The sequence below is a fragment of the Nocardia sp. NPDC052112 genome (genome assembly GCF_040680135.1).
In the GTDB taxonomy this organism is placed as follows: domain Bacteria; phylum Actinomycetota; class Actinomycetes; order Mycobacteriales; family Mycobacteriaceae; genus Nocardia.
In genome coordinates this window covers 369756-393606 of sequence record NZ_JBFAWD010000002.1, presented here as the reverse complement: position 1 = coordinate 393606, position 23851 = coordinate 369756, and the positions used below count along the sequence as shown (strand labels likewise).

Below are 23851 nucleotides of genomic sequence, written 5' to 3'. Positions count from 1 at the left end.
ATTCCGCTCAGCGCGAGGTGGCGAGCTGGAACGTCCGCGTCGCGTCCAGGTAGATGCCGCGCTGCGCCTGCTTGGCGGGCGGCGGCAACTGCGATACCAGCTGATCGAGTGAGGTGGTCGCCCCGACCACCTGAGTGCCCGCGACAATGAAATCGGCGACCGCGCGCCGGATGTGGTTCGGCGAGGTGACCACGACCGCGCTGTTCGCGCCGACATCACGCAACATCTTGGTGCTGAACAGCGCGTTCTGCACCGTCGATCCGGCCCGGCTCTCGACATTGATCCGGGATGCGGGCAGCCCCTTGCTGACCAGCCAGGCCCGCATGGCCTCGGCCTCGGAGATCCCGTTCTGTGGATTGCCGCCGGTGACGACGATCGGTGAGAGTGGTGCGGCGACCGCCTGCAACCAGGCCGCGGTCAGCCGGTTCACCAGCTCGGGGCGCAGCGAACCGTCCGGCAGCAGGCCGTAGCCGAGCACCACGATTCCGGTCTGCGGTCCGACGATCGCGGGCAGCGGATTCGGCAGGGTGCCGAGCGCGGCGCCGATCGCGCCGAGCACATTGTTGGTGCCCTGGGCCATTGCCGGGTCGATGGCGGTGAGGCGGGCCAGCGCATCGGCCATGGCGGGCAGGTCATTGGCGTAATGCGACCAGATCACCTGCAGCGACAGGGCCTCGGCGTCGGCCGGGTCGGCGGCGATCAGCTGTCGGAGTTCGGCGCGTCCTGCGGCATCGTCACCGTCGGTGAAGGCGCGCTGGGCGGAGTTGTAGAGGGCGTCGGTTTCCGGTGCTGCGATGGCGGGTGCGCCGGATATTCCGGTGATGGTCGCGGCCGCGAAGACGGTCGCGACCCATAGTTTCCAATGCCTCGAGATCTTCACTACAGTCGACACCTTTCCACGCGTGAAACGGGGTTTCGGTAGGTCAGCTGGCAGTTAGCCGTGGGCAAGCACAATCACGATACGACTGGTAGTGGCCATATTCCGGTAATTGCCGGGTGCTGTTTCCGGCGTCCGGTCAAACCGGGCCGCGCGCGGGGTGGGCACCGGAACCGGCTGGGCGGGGTAGCCGATAAGGTGTGACAACGTGGATACCGTTTCGCTGTCCGGCAAGGAACTCGCCGCCGCCATCAACGCCGACACCAAGGAGCGCGCCGCCGCGCTCACCGCTGGCGGAACCGCGCCGCGCCTGGCCCTGATCGTGGCCAATGACGATCCGGCCAGCGCGTGGTACGTGAACTCGCTGCGCAAGGCCGCCGAACGTCTCGGAATCGTCTGCGACACTATCGAACTCGGCGCCGCGGCGAGCATCGAGCGGATCCGCGACGAACTCACCGCCCGCAGCGCGGACACCACCGTCGACGCGATCATGCTGCAGACCCCGCTGCCCGCCGGGGTCACCCTCGACGATGTCAGCTCCGCCATCGCCGCCACCAAAGACGTCGACGGCGTCAGCCCGCTGTCGCTGGGGTTGCTGGCCTCCGGCCTCGACGGCTTCGTCCCCGCCACCTCCGAGGCCGTCATCGAGCTACTGAAGCATCACGAAATCCCGCTCGCTGGACGGCATGTCGCCGTCGTGGGCCGCTCGAATATTGTCGGCAAGCCGCTCGCGCAACTCCTGCTCGCCGAAAACGCCACGGTCACCATCTGCCATTCCCGCACCACCGACCTTCCAGCCGTCACCTCCGCCGCCGATATCGTCGTAGCCGCGGCCGGCCGCATCGGCCTGGTCACCGGCAAACACGTCCGCGAGGGCGCCACCGTCATCGATGTCGGCACCAACGAGTCCCCCGACGGCAAAATCGTCGGTGACGTCGAAGCGGAAACCGTCCGCGGCAAGGCGACCGCCCTCAGCCCCGTCCCGGGCGGCATCGGCCCGGTAACGACCGCCCTCCTCATGCGCCACGTAGTGACCGCCGCCGAAAAGTCCCACCCCGCTTAATCGACTACTGCCCCAAGCACTTCGGCGTACCCGGTGGTGTCCAGCGCGCCGTGCTACCCGGAGGCGAGTCCGTGTGCCGGCGGCAATATCGGTCTCCGCCTTGGCAATTGGGTCGGCGTGACCCGAGTCAGCTCCGGGCGGGAGGTCACGAGATCGGCGTACCGGTGGGCGCGCTGACCGATGCCTGCGAATCGAGTGTGGCGAGCAGTTCGCGAAGCGTTGTGCGCTGTTCGGTGTTCAGGCTGGCGAAGACTTCTTCGGCGGCGGCGCGGCGGGCGGCGGCCATTCGGGAGAGCGCGGCTCGGCCGGGGACGGTGAGTGTCACGAGGGTCGAGCGGCGGTTGATGGGGTCGGGGGCGCGGGCGACCAGGCCAGCGGCTTCGAGGGCATCGACGACGGTGGTGGCGGATCGCGGGACGATGCCGAGGTGATCGGCGAGTGCCGCCATCCGCAGGGGCGCGTCATGGTGGCCGATAATGCGGAGCGCACGGGCCTGACCGGGGGTAATGCCCATCGGTGCAAGTCGGGTGACCTGGTTGCGGCGGATGCGTTTCGCGGTGCGCAGGAACAGCTCGGGGAGATCGGGATCGAGCGCGGAGTCCATTCGTTGAGGATAACTCATTGTTTCGGGAACAATTATGAGTCATGCTCAGTTTAAGGACATAGTCCTCGGAAGGAGGCGCCTATGCAGCCCCCACATCAACTGCGCCGGATCGTCCGGCTGTTTCGTCCGTATCGCGCGCGCCTGGCACTGGTGGCCGCGCTCGTCGGTTTGTCTTCACTGGTCGCGTTGGCGTCGCCGTTCATGTTGCGCGGCATCCTCGATGACGCACTCCCACACGGTCGCACCGGCCTGCTGACCGCACTCGCGGCGGGCATGCTCGCGGTCGCGGCACTCACGAGCATCTTCGGCGTGCTCCAGACCTATATTTCCACCGCGGTCGGGCAAGAGGTCATGCACGATCTGCGCTCGGCGGTGTACGCGCAGTTGCAGCGAATGCCGTTGTCGTTCTTCACGACTACCCGTACCGGCGAGGTGCAGTCGCGGATCGCCAACGATATCGGCGGCATGCAATCGACGGTCACCTCCACCGCGACCTCACTGGTCTCGAACTTCACCACCGTTATCGCCTCGGTGATCGCCATGATTGCCCTGGACTGGCGGCTCACGGTGGTCTCGCTGATCATGCTGCCGTTCTTCGTCTGGATCAGCCGGCGCGTCGGCGACGAACGCAGGAAGATCACCGCGCAGCGGCAGCAGAAGCTGGCGGGCATGTCGGCGATCGTGGAGGAGTCGCTCTCGGTGAGCGGCATCCTGCTCGGGCGCACGATGGGCCGCGCACCCGCGCTGGTCGACGATTTCGCGAAGGAATCGCGTGGGCTGGTGGACCTGGAGATCCGGTCCGGTATGGCCGGACGGTGGCGGCAGTCGACGATTCAGATCGTCATGGCCGCAATGCCCGCGATCATCTACTGGGCGGCGGGATCGACCGTGGCGGCGGGACATCCATTGGTGTCGATCGGCACTTTGGTCGCCTTCACGACCTTGCAGACGAGTCTGCTGCGACCGATGGTGCAGCTGCTGTACACCGGTGTGGAAGTACAGAGTTCCATGTCGCTGTTCGGCCGGATCTTCGAATACCTGGACCTGAAGCCGGATATCGAAGAACCGATGAATCCGGTGCCGGTACCGGATTCGGGCGTGCGGGGCGAGGTCCACTTCGAACACGTCGGATTCACCTACGGATCCGGGACACGGGATGTGTTGCAGGACATCGACATCACCGTCCCTGCCGGGTCCGGTCTGGCCATCGTCGGTGAAACCGGTTCGGGCAAGACCACACTCGGTTACCTGGTGGCGCGACTCTACGATGCGACATCCGGACGGGTCGAGATCGACGGAATCGATGTGCGGGACCTGTCCTTTGCCGATCTCGCCGCCGTCGTCGGTGTGGTCTCGCAGGAGACCTACCTGTTCCATGCCTCGGTTGCGGACAATCTGCGGTTCGCCAAACCCGATGCGACCGATGCGGAGTTGTATGCGGCGGCGCGGGCCGCGCAGATCCACGACCATATCGCGAGTCTGCCGGACGGCTACGACACGCTGGTCGGTGAGCGCGGCTACCGGTTCTCCGGCGGTGAGAAGCAGCGTTTGGCGGTGGCACGCGTGATTCTGCGCAACCCGCCCATCTTGGTACTCGACGAGGCCACCAGCGCGCTCGACAATCGGACCGAGCAGGAAGTGCAGGCCGCCATCGACGCGCTGTCGGAAGGTCGCACCACCATCACCATCGCGCACCGGCTCTCCACCATTCGAGATGCCGACCAGATCGTCGTACTCGACCGCGGCCACATCGTCGAACGTGGCACCCACCGTGAGCTCATGGACTCCGACGGCCGCTACGCTGCCCTCGCCTCCGGTGGGGACCTCCTCCACGCCGCCTGAGCCCCACTGGCCACACCTCGAGAAAGGATGCGGCTGGGGACATTCAGACGGGTTGCGGGTCGGTTGCGGCGCGGATGTCGAATTCGTCGCGAGCGGAGCGGATTTCGTCGTGGTGGCGCACCGACCACACCCCCATCGCGTGGCTGAGCTCGCCCAGGCTGGCGCCCAATTCGGTCAGCGAGTACTCGACACGCGGCGGGACGGTGGGGTACACGGCGCGGCGGACCAGTCCGTCGCGCTCCAGATTACGCAGGGTACGAGTGAGCATCTTCTGGGTGATGCCGTCGAGTCGACGGCGCAGATCGTTGAAGCGCACCGGCCCGCCCGCTATGCGCAGCACACCGAGAACCAGCAGCACCCATTTGTCGGCGAGCACGGTCAGCACTTCGCGCGCCGGGCAGTTGGTCAGATAGCTCTTGACCAGGTTGTCGGAGCCGGACCAGTCGACAACGGTATCCATCGGGTACCTCGGGATCATTGAAGTGCCTTCTTTCCCTTGGATACTAAGGGACCGCAGAATCGGTGGCATGCTCGCAATTACGCAACGAACATTCGGTGGTCCCGAGGTCCTGGAAATCGTCGAGGTCGATCGTCCGAGCGCCGGACCGGGTGAGGTGGTGGTGCGGGTCGCCGCCACCGGTATGAATGCCGCGGACTGGAAGCTGCGGTCCGGATTGGTGCGCAAACTGTGGGATCCGCCGTTCACCCTCGGCTTCGATGTCTCCGGGATCGTCGATGCGGTCGGCGCCGGTGTCGAGGAATTCCGGATCGGGGACGAGGTCTACGGCATGGTGCTCAGCCGGTCCGGTACCTATGCGGAATACGTTGTGGCGCAGGCGGATTTCCTCGCACCGAAGCCGGCGATCCTGGACCACATCCACGCAGCCGCCGTGCCGACCGCGGCACTGACCGCCTGGCAGGGACTGGCCGAAGTCGTTGCTGGACAACACGTGCTGGTACATGCCGCGGCAGGTGGCGTCGGACATTTCGCGGTGCAGATCGCGAAGGAGCGCGGCGCGTACGTGATCGGCACGGCCCGCGCCGCCAACCACGAATTCCTGCGCGGTATCGGCGCCGACGAAGTGATCGATTACACGACAAGCGATTTCGCGGATGTGGTGCGTGCTGTCGACATCGTCTTCGATCTCGTCGGCGGTGACTACGGGTCACGGTCGCTGCCGGTACTCGCCGCGGATGGTCGACTGATCGACGCGCAGGGCAATGATGCCGAGGACGATCCCCGCTATGAGCGGCTGTATGTCGATCCGTCCGGCCGCGATCTACGCGAGCTCGCCGCCCTGCTCGCGGCGGGTCGGCTGCGCGTCGAGATCGACCAGGTGCTACCGATGGCCGACGTGGTCAAGGCTCATCACCTGATTGAATCCGGGCGCGTCCGCGGAAAGATCGTACTGGTGCCGTGGAATTCGCCGGTGTGACGGTCAGGCCGCGCCGATTCCGGTGATGAGCGTCTGGTTGCCCACCCGCGCCGTCGTGACGACCTGGGGCTTGTAGGCGATCGATGTCGAATCCGGCCGATACTCGATCACCTGCACCAGGTACTGGCCGACCGAGGCACCCGGCGTAATGCTGATGCAGTGAGTGGTACCGACCGGAATGCCATCGATGCCCCGCTGAATCGTACCGGCGGGGGAGACGGATGCGTTGGGGGTCACGAACTCTCGGGTCGCCGCACCGGACCGGGTGACGTAATAAGCGTATTGGAACGCGAAGATGACGCCCGGTCCGGAATCCATCCCGCCCGCACCGTTGCCGGTAATGGTGTCGCCGACCCGCTCGGCCGGGCACTGCGCGGCGGAGGTAGATCCGGCGACCGCGACCTGACTGGGCGTCGACGAGGCCACCGTCGCCGGTTGCGGATTCGGCCGAATTTGCACGAACGCCACCACCAGCAGTCCGGCCGCCGCGACGGACCCGACCAGCACGGGCATCCATCGGCGCTTCGACCGATTCCCCCCGGACCGGTCGATCATGGCCGCCAATGCCGCCTCATGTCGGAAATAGTCCGGCGCAGGCGGATTCGGCTCCTCGGGAAGTTCCTCGACCCACTCGGACCAGTCGCCATAGTCCAGCTGCTGCCGTGCGGACTCCCCATCGGCTGCCTGAATCGGATTCTGCTGCAACGGATCCTGTTGGTATAGGCCCGGTGCACAGTGGCTCGGATCGTGCCGGACAGCTGCTGCGTCGACGGCCTCTGAACGAATCGGGTTCTGGTGCATCGGATCCGGCCGGACCGGAGCCCCACGGTACGGTGCCTGGGCAACAGGCGCATGCCAGTTCGGATCTTGCGGAACAGGCGGGTGCTGGAGCGGACGCGACGCGGCAGGCGCAGGTGGGCGCGGGTTCCGGGAGACGGGCGCCGGACGGATCGGCTCCGGCAATGTCAGCGATTGCTGCTCGCTGTCCGGCGCATCCTGGTGCGTCGAGACATGCGGCGCCGGAGCCGGACGCGTGGGGACTTCCTGGCTCGGGATCCGCGGTATCGGCCCGGTTTGCTCCGGGTCCTGGACTTGCGGCGCCTGGGGATGCGGCGTCTGGACACTCGGAGCCTGACCACCGGGAGCATGGTGACCGCGAATGCGCCGGAACGGGTCCGTATCCGTCGGCGCCCGGTCGACCGGCACTCGGGGCAGCGGCCCGGATTGCGTTGCGGCGCGGTCGATCGGAACGCGCCGTAGTGGTCCCGGGTCGATGGGTGTGCCATCGATCGGGATCCGCGGTATCGGCCCGGTCGGCGCGGTGTCCTCCGTGAAGCCGATCCGGTGGAACGGATTCGGCGGTGTCTGAGCCGGGCATTCCCTCGGCGCACCGAGCGGTTGTTGTGGCGCAGCGCCCGGCTGCGGGCCGGAATTCGCCCGCGAGGTCATATCCGGTCGATCCATCGCCCCACCTTCATCAGGTCATACGATCACGTGTGTCCCGCAGTTGTATCAACCCCGGCAGGATACTGCCAGGTTTACCGCGCGTGACGACATTGGGGGGCGGTGTCGGGAAGGAAAACGGATTGTTTGCGACTCACCAGTGCACGGTGACGGGATCGCCGATGCCGACGGTTTCGTAGTACCACGCGGCGTCGTCGGGAGCCAGGTTGATGCAGCCGTGGCTGACGTTGGCGTAGCCCTGCGAATCCACCGACCATGGTGCGGAGTGCACGAAAACGCCACCCCACGTGAGGCGTTCGGCGTACTCGCCATTGATGACGTAGCCCTCGGGCGAGCTCAGCGGGATTCCGATGGTGCGCGAATCGAAGACGACCGAACGGAACTTTTCCAGCACCGGGAAGGTACCGGTCGGTGTTTCCCAGCCCGGCTTGCCCATGGATGCCGGCATCGATCGCGCGACCGCACCGCCGATGCTCACGGTGAAGGTGTGTGCCGACATATCGGCGTCACCCACCACACCCGCATTGGTGCGGAACTCCGTGCGCGCGGTACCGACCTGCACCGAGATCGGCGCCCGAGCGGGCAGGAAACCCGTTGGCGTCCAAGTCAATTCGCGATCGCTTGCCCACGACAAGGTGCCCGGCAGCTGATCGGTGGCCCGGATATCGACCAGTCGTTCGGCGCGGTCGCGGTCGGCGACCGGGTTGGCGAACCGAATCGTCACAGGTGCCGCGATGCCGACTTCCTGGCCTGTCGACGGGGAGATCGTCGCAACCGCGTCGGCGCTGGGTTCGATAATCGTGGTGGCAATTGCGGGTCCGGGCCCGAATGCCGCCGAGGCGACGACGGTGGTCGCGAGGAACAGGTATCTGAGTGCGCTCCGCATGGTCCACCCCTTCACGCTGGTGTGGGACGCAGAAATCCATTCTAGGACTTCATGATCAACTCGACGTACCGGTTCCGTAACGGCCGTCCGAGTCCACATTGTCGTATAGGGGCGACATACCCGGCACATGACCGGACAAACGATCCGACCGTTCGGTCGAATTCAGCCGCGCACGGCGTGCAATACGTCGGCGTGCAGTGCGTCCGCGCGGGCGGTGATCTCGTCGATACGGATCAGCACGCTCGCGAACTCGGCGCCGTATTCGGCGCCGAGCGAGCCGACATTGATTTCGATATTGAGCTGCGAACTGGTGGCCGCGGCCCGCGCCGCATCGGCGGCGGCGCCGATATCGGTGACCACATTGGGATTGCCTATCGGCAGCAGTTCGGCGGCGAGTGAGAGCACCTCGTCGGCCTCGGCGACGACCGCGGCGGGCACTCGGGCCGCCTCGAGCAGCGCGGCGGTAATGGCATCGCCGCGCGCGGCGGCCTGCTCCGGGGAATTCTTCGGCAACTTGTAGGCGCTGCCGACGGCGGTGAATGCCGCGGCATCGGCATCGGCGAGGGCCAGCGCGCGGTCGCGAGCCGCGTCGGCCGCCTCGATAATCCGGTCGATGACCGGCCGGTGCTCGGCATCTTTGGCCCGGGTCGTATAGCGCGCGACCATCGCGACCAGCGCGGCGCCCTGTGCGGCGTGCAGTGCGGCGACGGCGCCGCCACCTGGTGCGGGTACCTTCGCGGCCAGGTCGGTCAGGTACTGCGCGAGTGTGGCCTCAGCGAAGGCGGGCTGCGACACGGCGGGTGGCCTTTCGTTTTCCTGCGACGACAGTGGAGAACTACGGCGAATACGCTACCGCTCGCGCCGGGGTGGCCGGTGCGCGGCTGGTGCGTAGCTGCGGTTATGTTGAGTGTTATGCGGATCGGATTGAGCATCAACTACTCGGGCGGCTTCAAAGAGGCGGCCGCCGAGGTGGCCGACCTCGAAAGGGCCGGACTCGACATCGTGTTCGTGCCGGAGGCCTACTCGTTCGACGCGGTGAGCGCGCTCGGGTATCTGGCGGCCAAGACCACCCGGCTGCAGCTGGCCTCGGGCATCCTGCAGATTTACACCCGCACACCGAGCCTGACCGCGATGACCGCCGCCGGCCTGGATTTCGTCTCCGACGGCCGGTACGTGCTCGGCCTCGGCGCGTCGGGCCCGCAGGTGATCGAGGGCTTCCACGGCGTCCCCTATGACGCACCCATCGGACGCACCAGGGAACTGGTGGAGATCTGCCGCAAGGTGTGGCGTCGTGAGCGGCTGGAGTACCAGGGCAAGTACTATCAGATCCCGTTGCCCGCCGATCGGGGCACCGGCCTCGGCAAACCGCTCAAGTTGATCAATCATCCGGTGCGCGAACGCATTCCGGTGCTGCTGGCCGCCCTCGGCCCGAAGAATGTGGAGCTGGCCGCGGAGATCGCCGAGGGCTGGCAGCCGATCTTCTTCGTGCCGGAGAAGGCCAAGGAGATCTGGGGTCGATCACTGGATGCCGGTCTGGCCAAGCGTGATCCGATCCTCGGCGAGCTGGACGTCTATGCCGGGCCCGCACTGGCCATCGGCGAGAATGTCACGCCGCTACTGGAATTCGTGAAGCCGCATCTGGCGCTCTACATCGGCGGTATGGGCGCCAAGGGCAAGAACTTCTATCACACGCTGGCCACCAAGTACGGATACGGGGCCGAGGCGGACCGGATCCAGGAGCTGTACCTGGCGGGCAAGAAGGAAGAGGCCGCCAAGGTGGTCCCGGACGATCTGGTTCGCGATATCTCGCTGGTCGGCCCTGCTGGATTCGTGAAGGAGCGGGTCGCCGCATTCCGCGAGGCCGGTGTCACGGTGCTGAATGTGGTCCCGATGGCGGCGACCTCGGCCGAGCGCGTGAAACTGATCGAGCAATTGCGCGAACTCTGTGCCTGATTTGCGGCGCGGGCGGGCCTCGCGGCCGAGCGGTCGAGACTTGCGACTTCGTCGCATGCGCTTCGGCCACTCGGCCGCGAGACGGGCCGCGAACGTCGCTCGTAACTCGCTCGGTTGCGGTCGGATAACCGGGTAAAGCTGCGGTCGAAGTGCCGCTGAATCGGCGCTACCGGAGCGCGGCCAGCGCCTCGGCCAAGGTGGTGTGCAGTGCGAACACCTGATCGAGGCTCGTCATCTTGAGCTGCCGACTGGTGGCCGGACCGTCCGCGACGACCACGATGGTCGTCGCGTCACCGGCCCGCTGATGCGCCGCCACCAGCGTTGCCATCCCCGCCGAGGCGAGGAAGCTGACACCGGTCAAGTCGATGATAAGGGCCGCCGGTTTACCGGTGAGGATGGCCTCGATAGTGTTCTCCAGCGCTGGCGCGGTCGCCAGATCGACCTCGCCGGAAACTGTGAGCACGGTCGCGCCATCGTGTGCCTCGACTGTGGTGGTCATCGTGTCCGCCAGGGGATACGCGTCTCCGGAGTTGTTTGTCACATCATCACAATCTGCCATGAACCCGCCCTTCGCGCTGCGTTCCTCAGCCAGAAATCTGGCGGTTCGTGCCACGAAGTGGGTTCGCTACTGGGGATTTGATCGCGGGCAAGGTTACCGACATGCGGACGCGGGTGCCCAGCCCGGTGTGGTCTATCTCCAATTCTTCGGTCAATGCCCGCATCATGTCGATACCGCGTCCGCGCGGCCCCGGATCGGCGGAGCGTGGTTTCCACGTTCCGGTGTCGGTGACCAATATGACGACCTTTTGGGTGTCACATTCGGCGGTCAATTCGACGAGTCCAGGATCGGTGGTGGCCGCCGCGGGGCTGGTGGCCCGGCCGAGCAATTCGGCCGTGGAGCTGATCGCGCGGGCCACCGGCCCACCGCCGTTGCGGTAGGCGTGTTCGATGCTGTTGCTACAGGCCTCGTTCGCCGCGGCGATGAGGTCGGAGGCGAGATCGTGCGGTACCGCGGCAGCGGCGAGCCAGGCCTTGAGCCGCTTGCGCATGGCCGAGAGCTGATCCGGATTGGCCGGAATCGCGAGCCGCAGCGGCGCCGGGGGTTGCCGGTAGACGACCATGGCGACGTCATCGTCGTAGCCTGCGGCCGGACGCAGCCGGGAGAGCACGGCATCAGCGACCTCGCGCGGCAGCTTGCCCGCGGTATCGGCCAGCACCGCCGAGATCTTGCCGAAACTGTCATCGATATCGACGCCACGCTGTTCGACCAGTCCGTCGGTGAACAGCACCAGCGTCGAACCCGGAGTCAGCGCCGTGGTGGCCTCGGGACGTCGTGGCGTATCGAAGGTGGCCAGCGGTACCGCGCGCCCGCCCTCGAGCATTCGGCCCGGCTGACCGACATCGGCAAGAATCGGCGGCATATGTCCGGCGCTGCTGTAGCGGACCAGCCCGCGCACCGGATCGAGGACGGCGGCGCAGACCGTCGTGCACATCGCGCCCGGAATCCGGCCCGCGACGGTGTCGAGCTCCGCGAGCAGCTGCGCCGGGCCCGCCCCGCGTAGCAGCAGAGCCCGTGCGGCCGTACGCAATTGGCCCATCACGACGGCCGCGGACAGACCACGTCCGACACAGTCGCCGACCACGACGCCGATGGTGCCGTCACGCAGCGGCACCACGTCGTACCAGTCGCCGCCGATCTCCAGCGGCGGCAGCGCGGGCTCGTAGTGCACCGAGAACCGCGGCGGAAGTTCGATCGGACCCAACATGGCGCGCTGCAGCGTCAGCGAGGTCGAGCGTGCCTGATCGAAGTTGCGCGCCCGCTGCACCGCCAGACTCAAATGTCCGATGAGCAGCGAGAACAATGTCCAATCGGCGGCGCTGACGGCGCGCGGTGCGGCGAAGCGCAGCCACAGGGACGCATCGCCGGTCTCACCGAGCGGGGCGACGATACCCTCGGAACTTTCGGTGCCCTCCGGAATGGCGAACAGGCTGCGTGCCGGACGGCGCCGCGCCCGATCCAGCAGCGCCCGCGCCCTGGCATCGACCACCGAGCCCTCCGGAACACCCTCGGCCCCCGAGACATACGTCTCCGGACCGGTATTGCGGTTGGGCCACACCATCACCACCGCGGTTTCCGCACCGACGGTGCGCCGCAGTTCGTCCAGCCCGACGGCGAGCACCTCGACCACGCTCGTCGCCGCGCCGACCGCGGTGGCCAGTCGTGACGCCGCCTGATCGCGGGCCTGCGCATCGTGTTCGGCGGTGACATCGCGGATGGTGCCGACGAAGATCTGCTCGTACTTCTCCGGTTCGACCATCGCACTGGTACTCACCGCGAGCCACACCGTGCGGCCGTCGCGATGCTTGACCGGAATCACGAAACGCTGTGCCTCGCTACCGAGATCGGGATAGCGCGGCCCCTCGGGCGTGGACCACGGATGGGGCAGCGGGAACGGAAGTTCCGATGCGCCGTAACCGGTCAGTGCGCCGAAGGCCGAGTTGACCTCGATGATGGTGCCGCGCGCGTCGGCTACGAAGAAGCCGTCCTGCAGCGACTCCACCAAGGCGGTGCGGAAGGCGTCGCGCCCCGCGAGATCGTCGATGCGCGAACGCTGTTGTTCGGCGCGGCGGGTGCCGTCGATATAGCCGCGGGTGGCGATATCCAGTGCCGCGAGGGTCTGCAGCAGGAATTCCAGTGCGGTCTCGGCATGTTTGGCGGATTCGTCCGCGCCCGCGGTGCCCGATTCCGTGGCTTGTACTACGCGGTAATGGTTTTCGGTGAGATCGAGCAGGCTGATGCCTTCGACGAGGGCACGGCGGCCGAGTTCGTACCCCTCCCCGAGACCGGCCTGCGACGGTGAGTTCAGGTGCCGCCGTAGCGCATCCGCGTAGGCGTCGAGAAATGCGGCCAGCGCCGCGCTCATGTCTCCGCCTCGCTAGCGCTCGGCTCCGCCATGACCGCGGTGGCGGCTGCGCCGATTGTTCGCTCGCTACGCTCGCTCATGTCTCCGCCTCGCTAGCGCTCGGCTCCGCCATGACCGCGGTGGCGGCTGCGCCGATTGTTCGCTCGCTACGCTCGCTCATGGGAGTCCGCCGTTCACGCTGGTGCCTCCATAACGCCGCCCCGACGGCGGGCCGCGAGCACCAATGCGTCGTCGGTGTCCTTGGCATGCCTGGCCAGGATTTCGGCGGTGATCTCGGCGGTGGATTTGGACGGATCGATGCCGCTGTCGGCGGATTCGGTGACGATGCCGTCGGTCGACATCAGCAGCAGATCGCCCGGCCGCACCGGAACGGTCTGCACCTGTAGATGCTGGGGTAGCCGATAGCCGACGATGCCACCGGTCATCAGGACCGTCGCGCGCATGGCGAGCCCGACCGGGCCCGCGGTCAGAATCCGGGATTCGACATTGCCGACCCCGAGCCAATGCACCGTATCGGATGCGCCGAACAGCGCCAACGACACTGCCGCACCTCGGGTGTCGGCCATGGCCCGATGACACAGCACCATCAGGACATCCAGCGGTTCGGCGCGATTCTCCGAGAGCACCTGCGCTGCGCGATCGGCGGCGTCCGCGGCCGCCGCGCCGTGGCCGAGTCCGTCGAGGACGGCGAAGAGCACCGCACCGCCGCCCGAGTCGAGAACCACGCCGCGATCACCGGAGACCCGCTGGCCGGGCAGTGCACGGCCGGCCACCGCCCATTCGATCCGGCCGATGATCCCGTCCTCATGCACCGTTGGGTACCCACTTCCACATCTCCACCAACGTGCCGCGACCGGGTGCGGACTCGACGGTGAGCCGGTCCATCAGCCGCCGCGCGCCGGGTAGGCCGAGTCCGAGGCCACGGCCGGTGGAGTACCCGTCGTCGAGTGCGCGGGCGATATCGCGGATGCCGGGGCCTTGGTCCTCGGCCTGGACGACCAGGGCTTGGCGACCCTCCCGATCATCGACCAGCAAACGTATCTCACCACTGCCCGCATAACTGGTTATGTTCCGGGCGATCTCGGAGATCGCCGTCGAGATCATGGTCATATCTGTCAGAGAAAAACCGAGCTTGGCCGCCAGCTCCCGTCCGGCTTGACGCGCGGTCACGATGTCACCCGACACCCTGACCGCGATCACCAAGTTCTCAGCGGCCACTGTCACGACCATCTCGCTGGCGGCGGGCCGGGGTTTTGGCGTTCAGCCATGCCAAGCCCTCTTCCAAATCGAGGGCGGTGTGCATGCCTTCGAAGGTGAGGCCCAGTTGCACCATGGCGAATGCGACTTCGGGCTGGAGTCCGACGATGACCGTCTCGGCACCGCGGAGCTGCGTCATGTGCGCGATGGTACGCAGCGATCTGGCCGCGAACGAATCCATGACATCGATCGCGGTGACGTCCACGATGATCCCGTGCGCACGGTATTTGCTGACCTGTTTCATCAGGTCGTCCTGGAGGCGTTCGGTATCCGCGTCGGTCAAGGCGGACTGGACCGACGCGATTAGATAGGTGCCTTGTTTGAGTATCGGAACCGGCATAGGTGGGCCCGATCAGCGCCCATCGCGTTCGGTGAGCATTCGATCCGTGACGCGAGTCACCTCATAACCGAGTAGGCGTTCGGCCTCTTCGATACCTCCTTGGAGGTCACCGACCGCATTCATCTTGGACAGGTCGAGGCCGATGGTTACCAGGGTGAGGGCGATTTCGGAGGACAGGCCGGTGATGATCACATTGGCACCCATCAGACCGGACGCGTCGACGGTCTGCACCAGGTGGTTGGCCACCGTGGAGTCGATCGCGGGCACACCGGTGATGTCGATGACGACCACCTTTGCGCGATTGGCGCGGATGGCGCGCAGTAGCTGTTCGGTCAGCTGACGGGCGCGCTGCGAGTCGAGCACACCGATGATCGGCAGGATGAGCAGCTGCTCACGCACCTGGAGCACGGGGGTGGACAGCTCGCGGATGGCTTCCTGCTGCTGGCGGATGACGCGCTCGCGCTCCTGCACGAACGAGATCGCCACGGTGCTCGCGATGCGGTTCGCGGCGGGCTCGTAGGCATCCAGCACCGCGTTCAGTAATTCGAAGTCGGCCTGGTATTTCTCGAACAGCGAGCGGGCCAGCACGTCACGCAGGAGCAGCACGATGCCGAGGACCTCGTCGGTCTCGACTCCTCTCGGAATAATGCGCTCGGACAGGTCGCGGGCGTAGGCCTGCAGCGCCTCGACGCTACCGGTCACGAGCACCTCGACGTAGTTGTCGTACATGGAGGTCGCCTCGGAGAAGATCTCCTCCGGGGTCATCGCGGTCAGCAGTTGAGCTTCGGTGATGCGTCGCGCCCATTCCTCGCGCAGCCCGGTTCGGTTCTGCCGCAGGTGCTCGACCAGCTGCGGAAGCAGATTGTCGACCGGTCCTACGGGCAGAGAATCCGCCGAAAGGCTCATGGACACCTCGGACATGGAAACTCCAGCCCCTTTCGACGGGTTTGTCGGGAAAAGTCGTGCGTTCGGCTGCCTGCCGACACCGAGCCTAGTCATACCCCATCCCGGTCGCCGGTGAAACCTGCCGTTAGCTAGATGGTAGATCCGGATTCTCGACCGGCGGTGCGAATCCGCGTGCCAGGGCCGCGAGCGCTTCGTCGAGATAGACCGTGAGGTCGGCGTCGGCGCGGGTGAGCCAGGCATCGAAGGCCGCGCGCGCGGCGGCCAGGGTGGTGCGACCGACCGCCATCGCGAGCAGGCTGTCCTCCGGTACGCCGAGTCGACGTGCGGCGAAGGCGCTCACGGCCCGCTCCCAGGCGTCGTAATGCGCGCCCGCGGTGGCGGCGAGCGCCGGAATGCCGCCGACGAGCTGCATGCGAATGCGCAGTTCGGGCACGTCTTCGGCGCGATATCGGTTGGCGTTCACTACGACTCGGCGCACGGCGGTCATCATCGGGACCTCGTCGGGCACGGTGGCGAACGCCGCGCGCAGCGCCTCGACCTCGGCGTCGAACTGGTACCAGAGCACCTCCGCCTTGGTGGGGAAGTAGCGGAAGAAGGTGCGGCCGCTGATGCCCGCGGTAGCGGCGATCTGGTCGACGGTGGTTTCGTCGAAGCCCTGTTCGGTGAACAGTCGCATGGCAATCAGTTCGAGTTCGCGCTTGGTTGTACCGCGTGGGCGGCCCCGCACCTTGGCATCTGTCACGACTGTTGATTATGGGCGTCGACCGTCGGATCTTGATTATGTCAGTGGCTGACGATAATCTCGCGGCATGGTGGAAAGTGTCGCGGAACACACCGGGGTCGCACGGTTGACCTGGCTGGAGGCCGGGGCGCGCGCGGCCGCGGGCGCGATACTCGCCGTGCCGATCGGGGCGACCGAACAACACGGACCGCATCTGCCGCTGTCCACCGACACCGATATCGCGGTGGCATTGTGCACGCGACTGGCCGAGCTGCGGTCGGATGTGCTCGTCGCACCGGCGATCCCGTACGGAGCCAGCGGCGAGCACGCGGGTTTCGCGGGCACGCTGTCGATCGGGCAGGCGGCCCTGGAGTTGTTGATCGTGGAGCTGTGCCGTTCGGCCACCGATACCTTCGCCCGCATCGTGCTCGTCAACGGGCACGGCGGCAATCTCGAACCGCTGCGCGCGGCGGAGGCGTTGCTGCGCACCGAATCCCGGGATGTGCGGGTGTTCATGCCGCGCTATCCGGGTGATCCGCATGCGGGCCGCGCCGAGACCTCGATGCAATTGGCGCTGTGGCCGGATGCGGTGCGGAGCGAACTCGCCGTCGCCGGTGATACACGGCCGCTCGCCGAGATCCTGCCCCTGCTGCGCGCCCAGGGCGTGCATGCGGTGAGCGCCAACGGGGTTCTCGGTGACCCGACCGGCGCGAATGCCGACGAGGGCGCCGCGTTGCTCCACCAACTGACCACTGACCTGCATGATCGGATCCGGCTGTGGTGGCCGGTGCTTCCCCCGAAAGGACCCCTCTCGTGAACCCCTGGTTCGAAACCGTTGCCGAGGCGCAGCGGCGAGCAAAGAAGCGACTGCCGAAGTCGGTATACGGCGCACTGATCGCCGGATCCGAGCGCGGCCAAACCATCGGGGAGAACGAGCGAGCCTTCACCGAACTCGGCTTCGCACCGCACTGCGCGGGGCCGATCGGTGCTCGGGACCAGTCGACGACCGTACTGGGTCGGCAGCTTTCGATGCCGGTACTGATCTCGCCGACCGGTGTGCAGGCGGTGCATCCGGATGGTGAGGTGGCCGTGGCGCGTGCGGCGGCGGCACGCGGTATTGCGATGGGGCTCAGTTCCTTCGCGAGCAAGCCCATCGAGGAGGTCATCGCGGCGAATCCGGCGACATTCTTCCAGCTGTACTGGTGCGGTTCGAAAGATGAGATCCGGGAGCGGATGTCGCGTGCCAAGGCGGCGGGCGCGGTCGGTCTGATCCTGACCCTGGACTGGTCCTTCTCGCACGGGCGCGATTGGGGCAGCCCGGTGATCCCGGAGCAGCTGGATTTCAAGACCATGCTGAAATTCGCGCCGCAGACCCTGGCGCGCCCGCGTTGGCTCGCGACTTATGTTCGCTCCGGCCACATTCCGGATCTCACCGCGCCGAATATGGCCGTCGGCGACGGTCCGGCGCCCGGCTTCTTCGGTGCGTACGGCGAGTGGATGGGTACTCCCGCACCGGACTGGGGTGATGTGGCGTGGATCTGCGAACAGTGGGACGGACCGGTCATGCTCAAGGGCGTCATGCGCGTCGACGATGCGCTGCGGGCGGTCGATGCCGGTGTCGCGGCGATCTCGGTGTCCAATCACGGCGGGAACAACCTGGACGGTACCCCCGCCGCGATTCGGGCATTGCCGGTGGTGGCCGCTGCGGTCGGGTCGCAGATAGAGGTGGTGCTCGACGGTGGTATCCGGCGCGGTAGCGATGTGGTGAAGGCGGTGGCGCTGGGCGCTCGCGCGGTCATGATCGGGCGGGCCTACCTGTGGGGCCTCGCCGCGAACGGGCAGGCCGGGGTCGAGAATGTGCTCGACATCCTGCGCGGCGGTATTGATTCGGCGTTGTTGGGACTGCGCAAGACCAGCGTTGGTGATCTCGATCGGAGCGATCTGGTGGTGCCGAACGGGTTCGAGCGGGCATTGGGGGTGCCGGACCCGGCCGTGCAGTCGGCTTGACCCGACGGATTTATTCGGTGGCCGCGGCGCTTCGGTGATGGGCGAGCAGCGTGTCGTAGATATCGGCGAGTGCGGCCAATTGCTGGCGGTCGAGCACGTCGACCATATGTCTGCGCACGCTCAGCACATGTGCGGGCGCGGCCGTGGCCAGCACGTCGGCGCCGCGCGGGGTGAGCCGCGCGGCGGTGCGGCGAGCGTCGTCCGGAATCGGTTCCCTGGCGACCAGCGCACGCTTCTCCATGCGGGTGATCTGGTGGGACAGCCTGCTCTGCGACCATTCGAGTTTGGCGGCGAGATCGGCGAAGGTGAGTCGGTGATCCGGTGTGTCGGCCAGGTAGGCCAGCACCGAGTATTCGACGTAGGTGAGGTTCGACTCGCGGGATGAGTCGCGCCCGACCGCGGCGGCGATGAGGTCCCTGGTGCGCACATATCCCACCCATGCGCGCATTTCGATGTCATCGAGCCAGTGGGGATCGGTCACGAGAGCGCTCCAAACTCTGACATGTCATTGAATTGTCCCGCCGCGTGATGTCGCGCGACAACTGCCAGATCTGAGAGGTAGCACTCGTGGGGTTGAACGTGCAACCTTTTGGCGGGATGCATCGAGTGAGGGTTGCCTAAGCAACGGTCGGCCTCTTATTACTGGATACGCTCCTTGTGCTCGTGACCAGCCTGCCGAAGACCTTTTCCAAGGCCCCGGCTGGGCGTCAGCCCTGAGACCGAATAAGGAGTGCGTCCGTGACCGCGCCGGATTTCCGCTATTCAGATCTGCTGCCGATCGGCGCCGACGACACCCCGTACCGGTTGATCACCACCGAGGGCGTCAGCACCTTCGAACACAACGGCCGCAACTTCCTGCAGGTCGAACCCGAGGCGCTGCGCCTGCTGACCGCCGAGGCAATGCACGACATCAGCCACTACCTGCGGCCCGCGCATCTTTCGCAGCTGCGCAGGATCATCGATGATCCCGAGGCCAGCGGTAATGACCGCTTCGTCGCGCTCGACCTGCTCAAGAACGTCAACATATCCGCGGGCGGCATCCTGCCGATGTGTCAGGACACCGGCACCGCGATCGTGATGGGTAAGAAGTCCGAGGGTGTGCTCACCGGTGTCGACGATGCCGAATGGATCAGCCGCGGCGTATTCGACGCCTACACCAAGTTGAATCTGCGCTACTCGCAGCTCGCGCCCATCACCATGTGGGACGAGAAGAATACCGGCACCAATCTGCCCGCGCAGATCGAGCTGTACTCCACGCCGGGCGATCCCGCGCATCCGTCCTACAAGTTCCTGTTCATGGCCAAGGGGGGTGGTTCGGCGAACAAGTCATTTCTGTACCAGGAGACCAAGGCCGTACTGAATCCCACGCGCATGCTGGAGTTCCTGGACGAGAAGATCCGTTCGCTCGGCACCGCCGCCTGCCCGCCATACCATCTCGCGGTCGTAATCGGCGGTACCAGCGCGGAATTCGCGCTGAAGACGGCGAAGTACGCGTCCGCGCACTACCTGGACACCCTGCCCACCGAGGGTTCGCTCGCGGCACATGCCTTCCGAGATCTGGAGCTGGAGGAAGAGGTCTTCAAGCTCACCCAGTCCTTCGGTATCGGCGCGCAGTTCGGCGGTAAGTACTTCTGCCACGACGTGCGCGTGGTGCGCCTGCCCCGGCACGGCGCGAGCTGCCCGGTCGCCATCGCGGTGTCCTGCTCGGCCGACCGCCAGGCGCTGGCCAAGATCACGCCGGAGGGTGTGTTCCTGGAGCAGCTCGAACGCGAGCCCGCGCACTACCTGCCGGAGCAGACCGATTCCATACTCGGCGGCGATGTGGTCGAGATCGATCTCAATCGGCCGATGTCGGATATCCGCGCCGAACTGTCGAAATACCCGGTCAAGACCCGGCTTTCGCTGACCGGTCCGCTGGTGGTGGCCCGCGATATCGCGCACGCCAAGATCAAGGAACGCCTCGACGCGGGCGAGCCGATGCCGGAGTACCTGCGCGAGATGGCGGTGTACTACGCGGGCCCGGCGAAGACGCCCGAGGGTTATGCCTCCGGTTCGTTCGGTCCGACGACCGCGGGCCGGATGGACTCCTACGTCGATCAGTTCCAGGCCGCGGGCGGGTCGTTCGTCATGCTGGCCAAGGGCAATCGCTCGGCGCAGGTGACCAAGGCGTGCAAGGAACACGGCGGTTTCTATCTCGGTTCCATCGGCGGGCCCGCGGCGCGACTTGCGTTGGACTGCATCAAATCCGTGGAAGTTCTGGAGTATCCGGAGCTGGGCATGGAGGCGGTCTGGAAGATCGAGGTCGAAGATTTTCCGGCGTTCATCGTCGTCGACGACAAGGGCAACGACTTCTTCGCGGAAACGCAGAAGCCGATTGCGTTGCGGGTGCGCACCCGATCGAAGGAACGCGTCTGAGCGGTTTTCGAACCGGCCGTTGGGCCGCGAGCGACTGCTTGTGGGTCGCTCGAAACGGTCAGCCATCAGGGCACCTGTCCGGACACCACAATGTCACCCCGTTCGCCGGGGTGGCAATCCGACGAAGCAAGGCACTCTTGAATCGGAGGGGTGCATCGCTGCACTGGTGTCGATGGAGATCGAGGAGGGCAATTGAGTACGTCGTTTCGTATCTCGGAATCCGCCAGCCGTCGGTTGGCCGAACGCGCCGCTCGTGAGGGAACCAGTTCGACCCTGTTGCTCAACCGCCTGATCCGGGAGGGTTTCGATCAGCTCGACCATCCCGGAATCGTTTTCCGCGGTCCCATCTCCGACCGGCGTGCGGCATTGGCCGCAGGGCCGGAGGTGTGGGAAGTCGTTGCGCGCCTACAGGAACTGGACGGTCCGGTGGAATGTCGCATCGCTGTCCTGAGCCAACAGTCCGATCTGGAATCCCGCAAGATCAAGATCGCCATCGCCTATGCGCGGGCGCACGGCCCGGAGATCGCCGAACGCATCGACCGCAATCGTGAAGCGGCCGAAGCGATCCGCGGGTCGGATTCAGTACGGCCCTGACACCCAGTCGCCATCATAAATAGCGGGTGGCTATCACGCACGGTCGACACTCGTGCGTGATGGCCGCCCGTGCTGCGTTACGTATGCGGTCTCGCGGCGGAAAGGCCTGCGGTGCACTAGAGGTCGCCTCTATGTAGGCGATCGTGTTGCCGATCGGGGCGGCGGCTTCGGGGGCGTGACAACCGAGACGTGGGCATAGTTCATGGTGTGTGATGCGGTGATCGAGTCCTCGCCGCTGCGAAGTGGGGACCGCCGGTGGCTCGAATTCGTCGACGGCGGCGAATCCGGCGAGGTCGTGAAACTTGTGCAGGCGCGGTGGGTTCCGGTTTCTCGGGGGTTGCTGGGGGATTGTTGATCGTGCTCCACAACACTGGAATAGATTGTGGACAGGGGGATTTCCGCTGCGACAAATCGGGCGCGGCACAGGATGTTTCGGACATTGGTGATTTATTGTGCTGTGTGTATGTGGAAAGCTATGTGAATAACGTCCGTTCGGACAGGGCGGTGTCCTCGCGTTCGCCGGTATGTTGCTATCGCCGATCGACGATGCCGTGTGGGCCGTAGGGGAGTAGGTGCGGGGTCCGCGGTCACGGTGCCGCTACTATCGCGGACATGCTGCTCACGCCTCGTGCCCGGACCCTGCTCGGCATACCCGCCGCATTGTTCCCGGTGATTGTCGCGGCCGGGCTGTCCGTGCCCGCCGCTGCCGCGGCGCCGCTCGAGCAGGTGGCGGGTAATGCCGCCGGGACCGAGGGGCTGGAGCCGGGCCTGGCCACGGCCTATACACAGGCGGAGAACCAAGCGCACGCCGAAGGGGTCGGGCTGTATATCAACTCGGGCTACCGCACGCCTGCCGAGCAGCAGGCGCTGTGGGACGACGGTGTGCGGACCTACGGCAGTCCCGAGGAGGCGCGGCGGTGGGTGCTGCCGCCCAACGAGTCGACGCACGTACAGGGCCGGGCGATCGATGTGGGGCCGCAGGCGGGGGCGCAGTGGCTCGAGGCGAATGGGAATCGCTGGGGCCTGTGCCGGATCTACCGGAACGAATGGTGGCATTTCGAACTCGCCACCGCCCCGGGTGGAGCCTGCCCGGCGCTGCGCGCGGATGCGAGCGACGGCGGCACCGCCCCGGCACCGTCATCGCCGATCCCGTCGGTTCCGCCTGGCCTACCGGTCCTGCCGTCGATTCCGCTCCCACCCTGGTTGAGCGGCTCCTTCGGGCTGTAGCCGGTCAGCCGACCGGTACGGAGGCCGGGGTCTGCGCCGATACCTCGGCCGCCGGGTTCGGCAGCACCCGGATCAGTACCGCCGTGCTGATCGTGCTCAATGCGCACACGGCGACGATGTAGCAGGTCACCGTCGTTGAGGTCGAGCCTGCGGTCCACAGTGCGGTCGCGATGAGCGGGGCCAGGCCACCGCCGAGAACGACCGAAGTCTGCACGATCAGCGACGTGCCGGAGTAGCGGACCGAGGGCGCGAAGAGTTCGGCGATGATGATGCCGCCGACGCTGTGGGCGATCGGCAGCGTCACGCCCATGCCGAGCAGCGCGAGGAATGCGGCGGCCTTGTTCCCGGTGTTCAGCAGCGGAAAGTACACCGCACACCACACTGTCAGCGCGGCAGTGCCCGCAAGGAATATCCGACGCGTGCCGTAGCGGTCGGCGAGCGAGCCCCAACCGGGCATGGTGGCGCACCAGAAAACGGCGGAAACGATGACACCGAGCAGGAGGAAGTTCCGGCTGAAACCGAGCGCCTTGGTGCCATAGGTCAACGTGAACACCATGAAGATATAGACGACCGCCGAGGTCGCGATGGCGGCGAAGAGGATCAGCAGCAGCCGCGCCGCTCCCACCCGGAGGGCGTCGCGAAGCGGGAATGTCGCGACTGCACCGCGTCGGACGAGTTCGGCATAGTCCGCGGATTCGGTGATACCGAGCCGAACCCAGAGCCCGACAATGACGAGAACCGCGCTGAGTAGGAACGGAATTCGCCAACCCCAGCTCAGGAAGGCCGAGTCGGGCAGCAGCGCACTGGTGCCGAGGAAGATCGCGTTGGCCAGGATCAGCCCCGCCGGTGTGCCCATTTGCGGAAAGCTGGCGTACCGGTTGAGCCGTCCCCGCGGCGCATGCTCCATCGATAGCACCACCGCGCCCGCACCTTCACCGCCGAGTCCGATGCCCTGCAGTAGTCGCAGCGCCACGAGCAGTGCGGGAGCCCAGAATCCGATGCTTCCATAGCTCGGGATCACCCCGATGAGCAGGGTGCTCACACCCATCAGGAAGAGCGAGACCACGAGGGTGGTCTTGCGACCGATCCGATCACCGAAGTGGCCGAAGAGCAGCCCGCCGATCGGTCGCGCCCCGAAACCCACCGCGAACGTGGTGAATGCCGCCAGCGTTCCGGCGGCGGGACTCAGCGTCGGAAAGAACTGTTTACTGAAGATCAGTGCGGATGCCGTGCCGTAGAGCATGAAGTCGTACCACTCGAGGGTGGTGCCGACCAGGGTGGCGAGGGCGACCGTGCGTTGGTGCGGGGTGGAGCTCGAAGGCACTAGCTATCCAT

The 23851-nt window shown here is 66.3% G+C and carries 24 protein-coding genes; 9 read left to right on the top strand and 15 right to left on the bottom strand.

Annotation, left to right across the window (positions count from 1 at the left end; all coding sequences use genetic code 11):
* Positions 1-7: 7 nt before the first annotated feature.
* Complete coding sequence (locus AB0L58_RS05160; protein WP_364381313.1) at positions 8-880, bottom strand: YdcF family protein; 873 nt, start codon at positions 878-880, stop codon at positions 8-10.
* Between the two features lie 205 nt (positions 881-1085).
* Here AB0L58_RS05160 and AB0L58_RS05155 point away from each other — a divergent pair, with 205 nt between their 5' ends.
* Entirely contained in the window at positions 1086-1940 is an 855-nt protein-coding gene (locus tag AB0L58_RS05155) for a bifunctional 5,10-methylenetetrahydrofolate dehydrogenase/5,10-methenyltetrahydrofolate cyclohydrolase (protein WP_364381310.1), read from the top strand.
* A gap of 145 nt (positions 1941-2085) precedes the next feature.
* Here the strand turns inward: AB0L58_RS05155 and AB0L58_RS05150 are convergent, their stop codons facing one another.
* Positions 2086-2544 (bottom strand): MarR family transcriptional regulator, encoded by a 459-nt coding sequence (locus AB0L58_RS05150; RefSeq protein WP_364381307.1) that lies wholly within the window; start codon positions 2542-2544, stop codon positions 2086-2088.
* An 81-nt stretch (positions 2545-2625) separates the two neighbouring features.
* Between AB0L58_RS05150 and AB0L58_RS05145 the strand changes: the two genes are divergently transcribed.
* Positions 2626-4386: an ABC transporter ATP-binding protein gene (locus AB0L58_RS05145; protein ID WP_364381305.1), complete on the top strand. Its 1761-nt coding sequence runs from the start codon at positions 2626-2628 to the stop codon at positions 4384-4386.
* 43 nt (positions 4387-4429) lie between these two features.
* On the opposite strand, the gene AB0L58_RS05140 is transcribed toward AB0L58_RS05145, so the two are convergent.
* Positions 4430-4846, bottom strand: a complete 417-nt coding sequence (locus AB0L58_RS05140) for a helix-turn-helix domain-containing protein (RefSeq protein ID WP_364381302.1) — start codon at positions 4844-4846, stop codon at positions 4430-4432.
* Positions 4847-4913: 67 nt separating this feature from the next.
* Here AB0L58_RS05140 and AB0L58_RS05135 point away from each other — a divergent pair, with 67 nt between their 5' ends.
* Positions 4914-5822 (top strand): NADP-dependent oxidoreductase, encoded by a 909-nt coding sequence (locus tag AB0L58_RS05135; RefSeq protein WP_364381299.1) that lies wholly within the window; start codon positions 4914-4916, stop codon positions 5820-5822.
* Between the two features lie 3 nt (positions 5823-5825).
* Here the strand turns inward: AB0L58_RS05135 and AB0L58_RS05130 are convergent, their stop codons facing one another.
* The 3 genes from AB0L58_RS05130 to AB0L58_RS05120 all read right to left on the bottom strand — a co-directional run bounded on the left by AB0L58_RS05130 (position 5826) and on the right by AB0L58_RS05120 (position 8967).
* Entirely contained in the window at positions 5826-6527 is a 702-nt protein-coding gene (locus AB0L58_RS05130; protein ID WP_364381296.1) for a hypothetical protein, read from the bottom strand.
* 892 nt (positions 6528-7419) lie between these two features.
* Positions 7420-8172: a L,D-transpeptidase gene (locus AB0L58_RS05125; RefSeq protein WP_364381293.1), complete on the bottom strand. Its 753-nt coding sequence runs from the start codon at positions 8170-8172 to the stop codon at positions 7420-7422.
* A gap of 162 nt (positions 8173-8334) precedes the next feature.
* Positions 8335-8967, bottom strand: coding sequence for a cyclodeaminase/cyclohydrolase family protein (locus AB0L58_RS05120; RefSeq protein ID WP_364381290.1), 633 nt, complete (start codon positions 8965-8967; stop codon positions 8335-8337).
* Between the two features lie 117 nt (positions 8968-9084).
* Here AB0L58_RS05120 and AB0L58_RS05115 point away from each other — a divergent pair, with 117 nt between their 5' ends.
* Positions 9085-10125: an LLM class F420-dependent oxidoreductase gene (locus AB0L58_RS05115; protein ID WP_364381286.1), complete on the top strand. Its 1041-nt coding sequence runs from the start codon at positions 9085-9087 to the stop codon at positions 10123-10125.
* A 166-nt stretch (positions 10126-10291) separates the two neighbouring features.
* On the opposite strand, the gene AB0L58_RS05110 is transcribed toward AB0L58_RS05115, so the two are convergent.
* The 7 genes from AB0L58_RS05110 to mftR all read right to left on the bottom strand — a co-directional run bounded on the left by AB0L58_RS05110 (position 10292) and on the right by mftR (position 16294).
* Positions 10292-10624: an STAS domain-containing protein gene (locus AB0L58_RS05110; RefSeq protein ID WP_364381283.1), complete on the bottom strand. Its 333-nt coding sequence runs from the start codon at positions 10622-10624 to the stop codon at positions 10292-10294.
* Between the two features lie 85 nt (positions 10625-10709).
* Positions 10710-13049, bottom strand: a complete 2340-nt coding sequence (locus AB0L58_RS05105) for a SpoIIE family protein phosphatase (RefSeq protein ID WP_364381280.1) — start codon at positions 13047-13049, stop codon at positions 10710-10712.
* Between the two features lie 173 nt (positions 13050-13222).
* On the bottom strand, positions 13223-13861 hold the full coding sequence (locus AB0L58_RS05100) for a SpoIIE family protein phosphatase (RefSeq protein WP_364381277.1): 639 nt from the start codon (positions 13859-13861) through the stop codon (positions 13223-13225).
* Positions 13854-14279: an ATP-binding protein gene (locus AB0L58_RS05095; protein WP_364381274.1), complete on the bottom strand. Its 426-nt coding sequence runs from the start codon at positions 14277-14279 to the stop codon at positions 13854-13856. Before AB0L58_RS05095 ends, AB0L58_RS05100 begins: the two co-directional genes overlap by 8 nt.
* Complete coding sequence (locus tag AB0L58_RS05090) at positions 14257-14646, bottom strand: STAS domain-containing protein (RefSeq protein ID WP_330254751.1); 390 nt, start codon at positions 14644-14646, stop codon at positions 14257-14259. Before AB0L58_RS05090 ends, AB0L58_RS05095 begins: the two co-directional genes overlap by 23 nt.
* A gap of 12 nt (positions 14647-14658) precedes the next feature.
* Positions 14659-15567, bottom strand: coding sequence for an STAS domain-containing protein (locus AB0L58_RS05085; RefSeq protein WP_364381271.1), 909 nt, complete (start codon positions 15565-15567; stop codon positions 14659-14661).
* Between the two features lie 109 nt (positions 15568-15676).
* Complete coding sequence (mftR, locus tag AB0L58_RS05080; RefSeq protein ID WP_364381268.1) at positions 15677-16294, bottom strand: mycofactocin system transcriptional regulator; 618 nt, start codon at positions 16292-16294, stop codon at positions 15677-15679.
* Between the two features lie 67 nt (positions 16295-16361).
* Between mftR and mftE the strand changes: the two genes are divergently transcribed.
* Both mftE and mftD read left to right on the top strand, forming a co-directional pair.
* Entirely contained in the window at positions 16362-17090 is a 729-nt protein-coding gene (gene mftE / locus AB0L58_RS05075; RefSeq protein ID WP_364381265.1) for a mycofactocin biosynthesis peptidyl-dipeptidase MftE, read from the top strand.
* Positions 17087-18280 carry a pre-mycofactocin synthase MftD gene (gene mftD / locus AB0L58_RS05070; RefSeq protein ID WP_364381262.1) on the top strand — a complete coding sequence of 398 codons (1194 nt, stop codon included), beginning with the start codon at positions 17087-17089 and terminating at the stop codon, positions 18278-18280. Before mftE ends, mftD begins: the two co-directional genes overlap by 4 nt.
* Positions 18281-18290: 10 nt before the next feature.
* Here the strand turns inward: mftD and AB0L58_RS05065 are convergent, their stop codons facing one another.
* Complete coding sequence (locus tag AB0L58_RS05065; protein ID WP_364381259.1) at positions 18291-18761, bottom strand: MarR family winged helix-turn-helix transcriptional regulator; 471 nt, start codon at positions 18759-18761, stop codon at positions 18291-18293.
* Between the two features lie 257 nt (positions 18762-19018).
* Between AB0L58_RS05065 and AB0L58_RS05060 the strand changes: the two genes are divergently transcribed.
* From AB0L58_RS05060 to AB0L58_RS05050, 3 genes are all read left to right on the top strand, one after another.
* The gene (locus AB0L58_RS05060; RefSeq protein WP_364381254.1) at positions 19019-20695 is read left to right on the top strand and encodes a fumarate hydratase; all 1677 of its coding nucleotides are present in this window, start codon (positions 19019-19021) and stop codon (positions 20693-20695) included.
* Positions 20696-20887: 192 nt separating this feature from the next.
* Positions 20888-21289, top strand: a complete 402-nt coding sequence (locus AB0L58_RS05055) for a hypothetical protein (protein ID WP_364381252.1) — start codon at positions 20888-20890, stop codon at positions 21287-21289.
* 612 nt (positions 21290-21901) lie between these two features.
* Positions 21902-22516 carry a M15 family metallopeptidase gene (locus AB0L58_RS05050; protein ID WP_364381249.1) on the top strand — a complete coding sequence of 205 codons (615 nt, stop codon included), beginning with the start codon at positions 21902-21904 and terminating at the stop codon, positions 22514-22516.
* A gap of 4 nt (positions 22517-22520) precedes the next feature.
* On the opposite strand, the gene AB0L58_RS05045 is transcribed toward AB0L58_RS05050, so the two are convergent.
* Positions 22521-23840, bottom strand: coding sequence for an MFS transporter (locus AB0L58_RS05045; protein WP_364381246.1), 1320 nt, complete (start codon positions 23838-23840; stop codon positions 22521-22523).
* Between the last annotated feature and the right edge of the window lie 11 nt (positions 23841-23851).

Bases quoted from the DNA above. Each gene is read 5' to 3' on its own strand.
- AB0L58_RS05150 (WP_364381307.1), bottom strand. From the start codon at position 2,544: ATGGACTCCGCGCTCGATCCCGATCTCCCCGAGCTGTTCCTGCGCACC.
- AB0L58_RS05145 (WP_364381305.1), top strand. From the start codon at position 2,626: ATGCAGCCCCCACATCAACTGCGCCGGATCGTCCGGCTGTTTCGTCCG.
- AB0L58_RS05140 (WP_364381302.1), bottom strand. From the start codon at position 4,846: ATGGATACCGTTGTCGACTGGTCCGGCTCCGACAACCTGGTCAAGAGC.
- AB0L58_RS05135 (WP_364381299.1), top strand. From the start codon at position 4,914: ATGCTCGCAATTACGCAACGAACATTCGGTGGTCCCGAGGTCCTGGAA.
- AB0L58_RS05125 (WP_364381293.1), bottom strand. From the start codon at position 8,172: ATGCGGAGCGCACTCAGATACCTGTTCCTCGCGACCACCGTCGTCGCC.
- AB0L58_RS05115 (WP_364381286.1), top strand. From the start codon at position 9,085: ATGCGGATCGGATTGAGCATCAACTACTCGGGCGGCTTCAAAGAGGCG.
- AB0L58_RS05110 (WP_364381283.1), bottom strand. From the start codon at position 10,624: ATGACCACCACAGTCGAGGCACACGATGGCGCGACCGTGCTCACAGTT.
- AB0L58_RS05105 (WP_364381280.1), bottom strand. From the start codon at position 13,049: ATGAGCGCGGCGCTGGCCGCATTTCTCGACGCCTACGCGGATGCGCTA.
- AB0L58_RS05095 (WP_364381274.1), bottom strand. From the start codon at position 14,279: ATGGTCGTGACAGTGGCCGCTGAGAACTTGGTGATCGCGGTCAGGGTG.
- AB0L58_RS05090 (WP_330254751.1), bottom strand. From the start codon at position 14,646: ATGCCGGTTCCGATACTCAAACAAGGCACCTATCTAATCGCGTCGGTC.
- AB0L58_RS05085 (WP_364381271.1), bottom strand. From the start codon at position 15,567: ATGTCCGAGGTGTCCATGAGCCTTTCGGCGGATTCTCTGCCCGTAGGA.
- mftE (WP_364381265.1), top strand. From the start codon at position 16,362: ATGGTGGAAAGTGTCGCGGAACACACCGGGGTCGCACGGTTGACCTGG.
- AB0L58_RS05050 (WP_364381249.1), top strand. From the start codon at position 21,902: ATGCTGCTCACGCCTCGTGCCCGGACCCTGCTCGGCATACCCGCCGCA.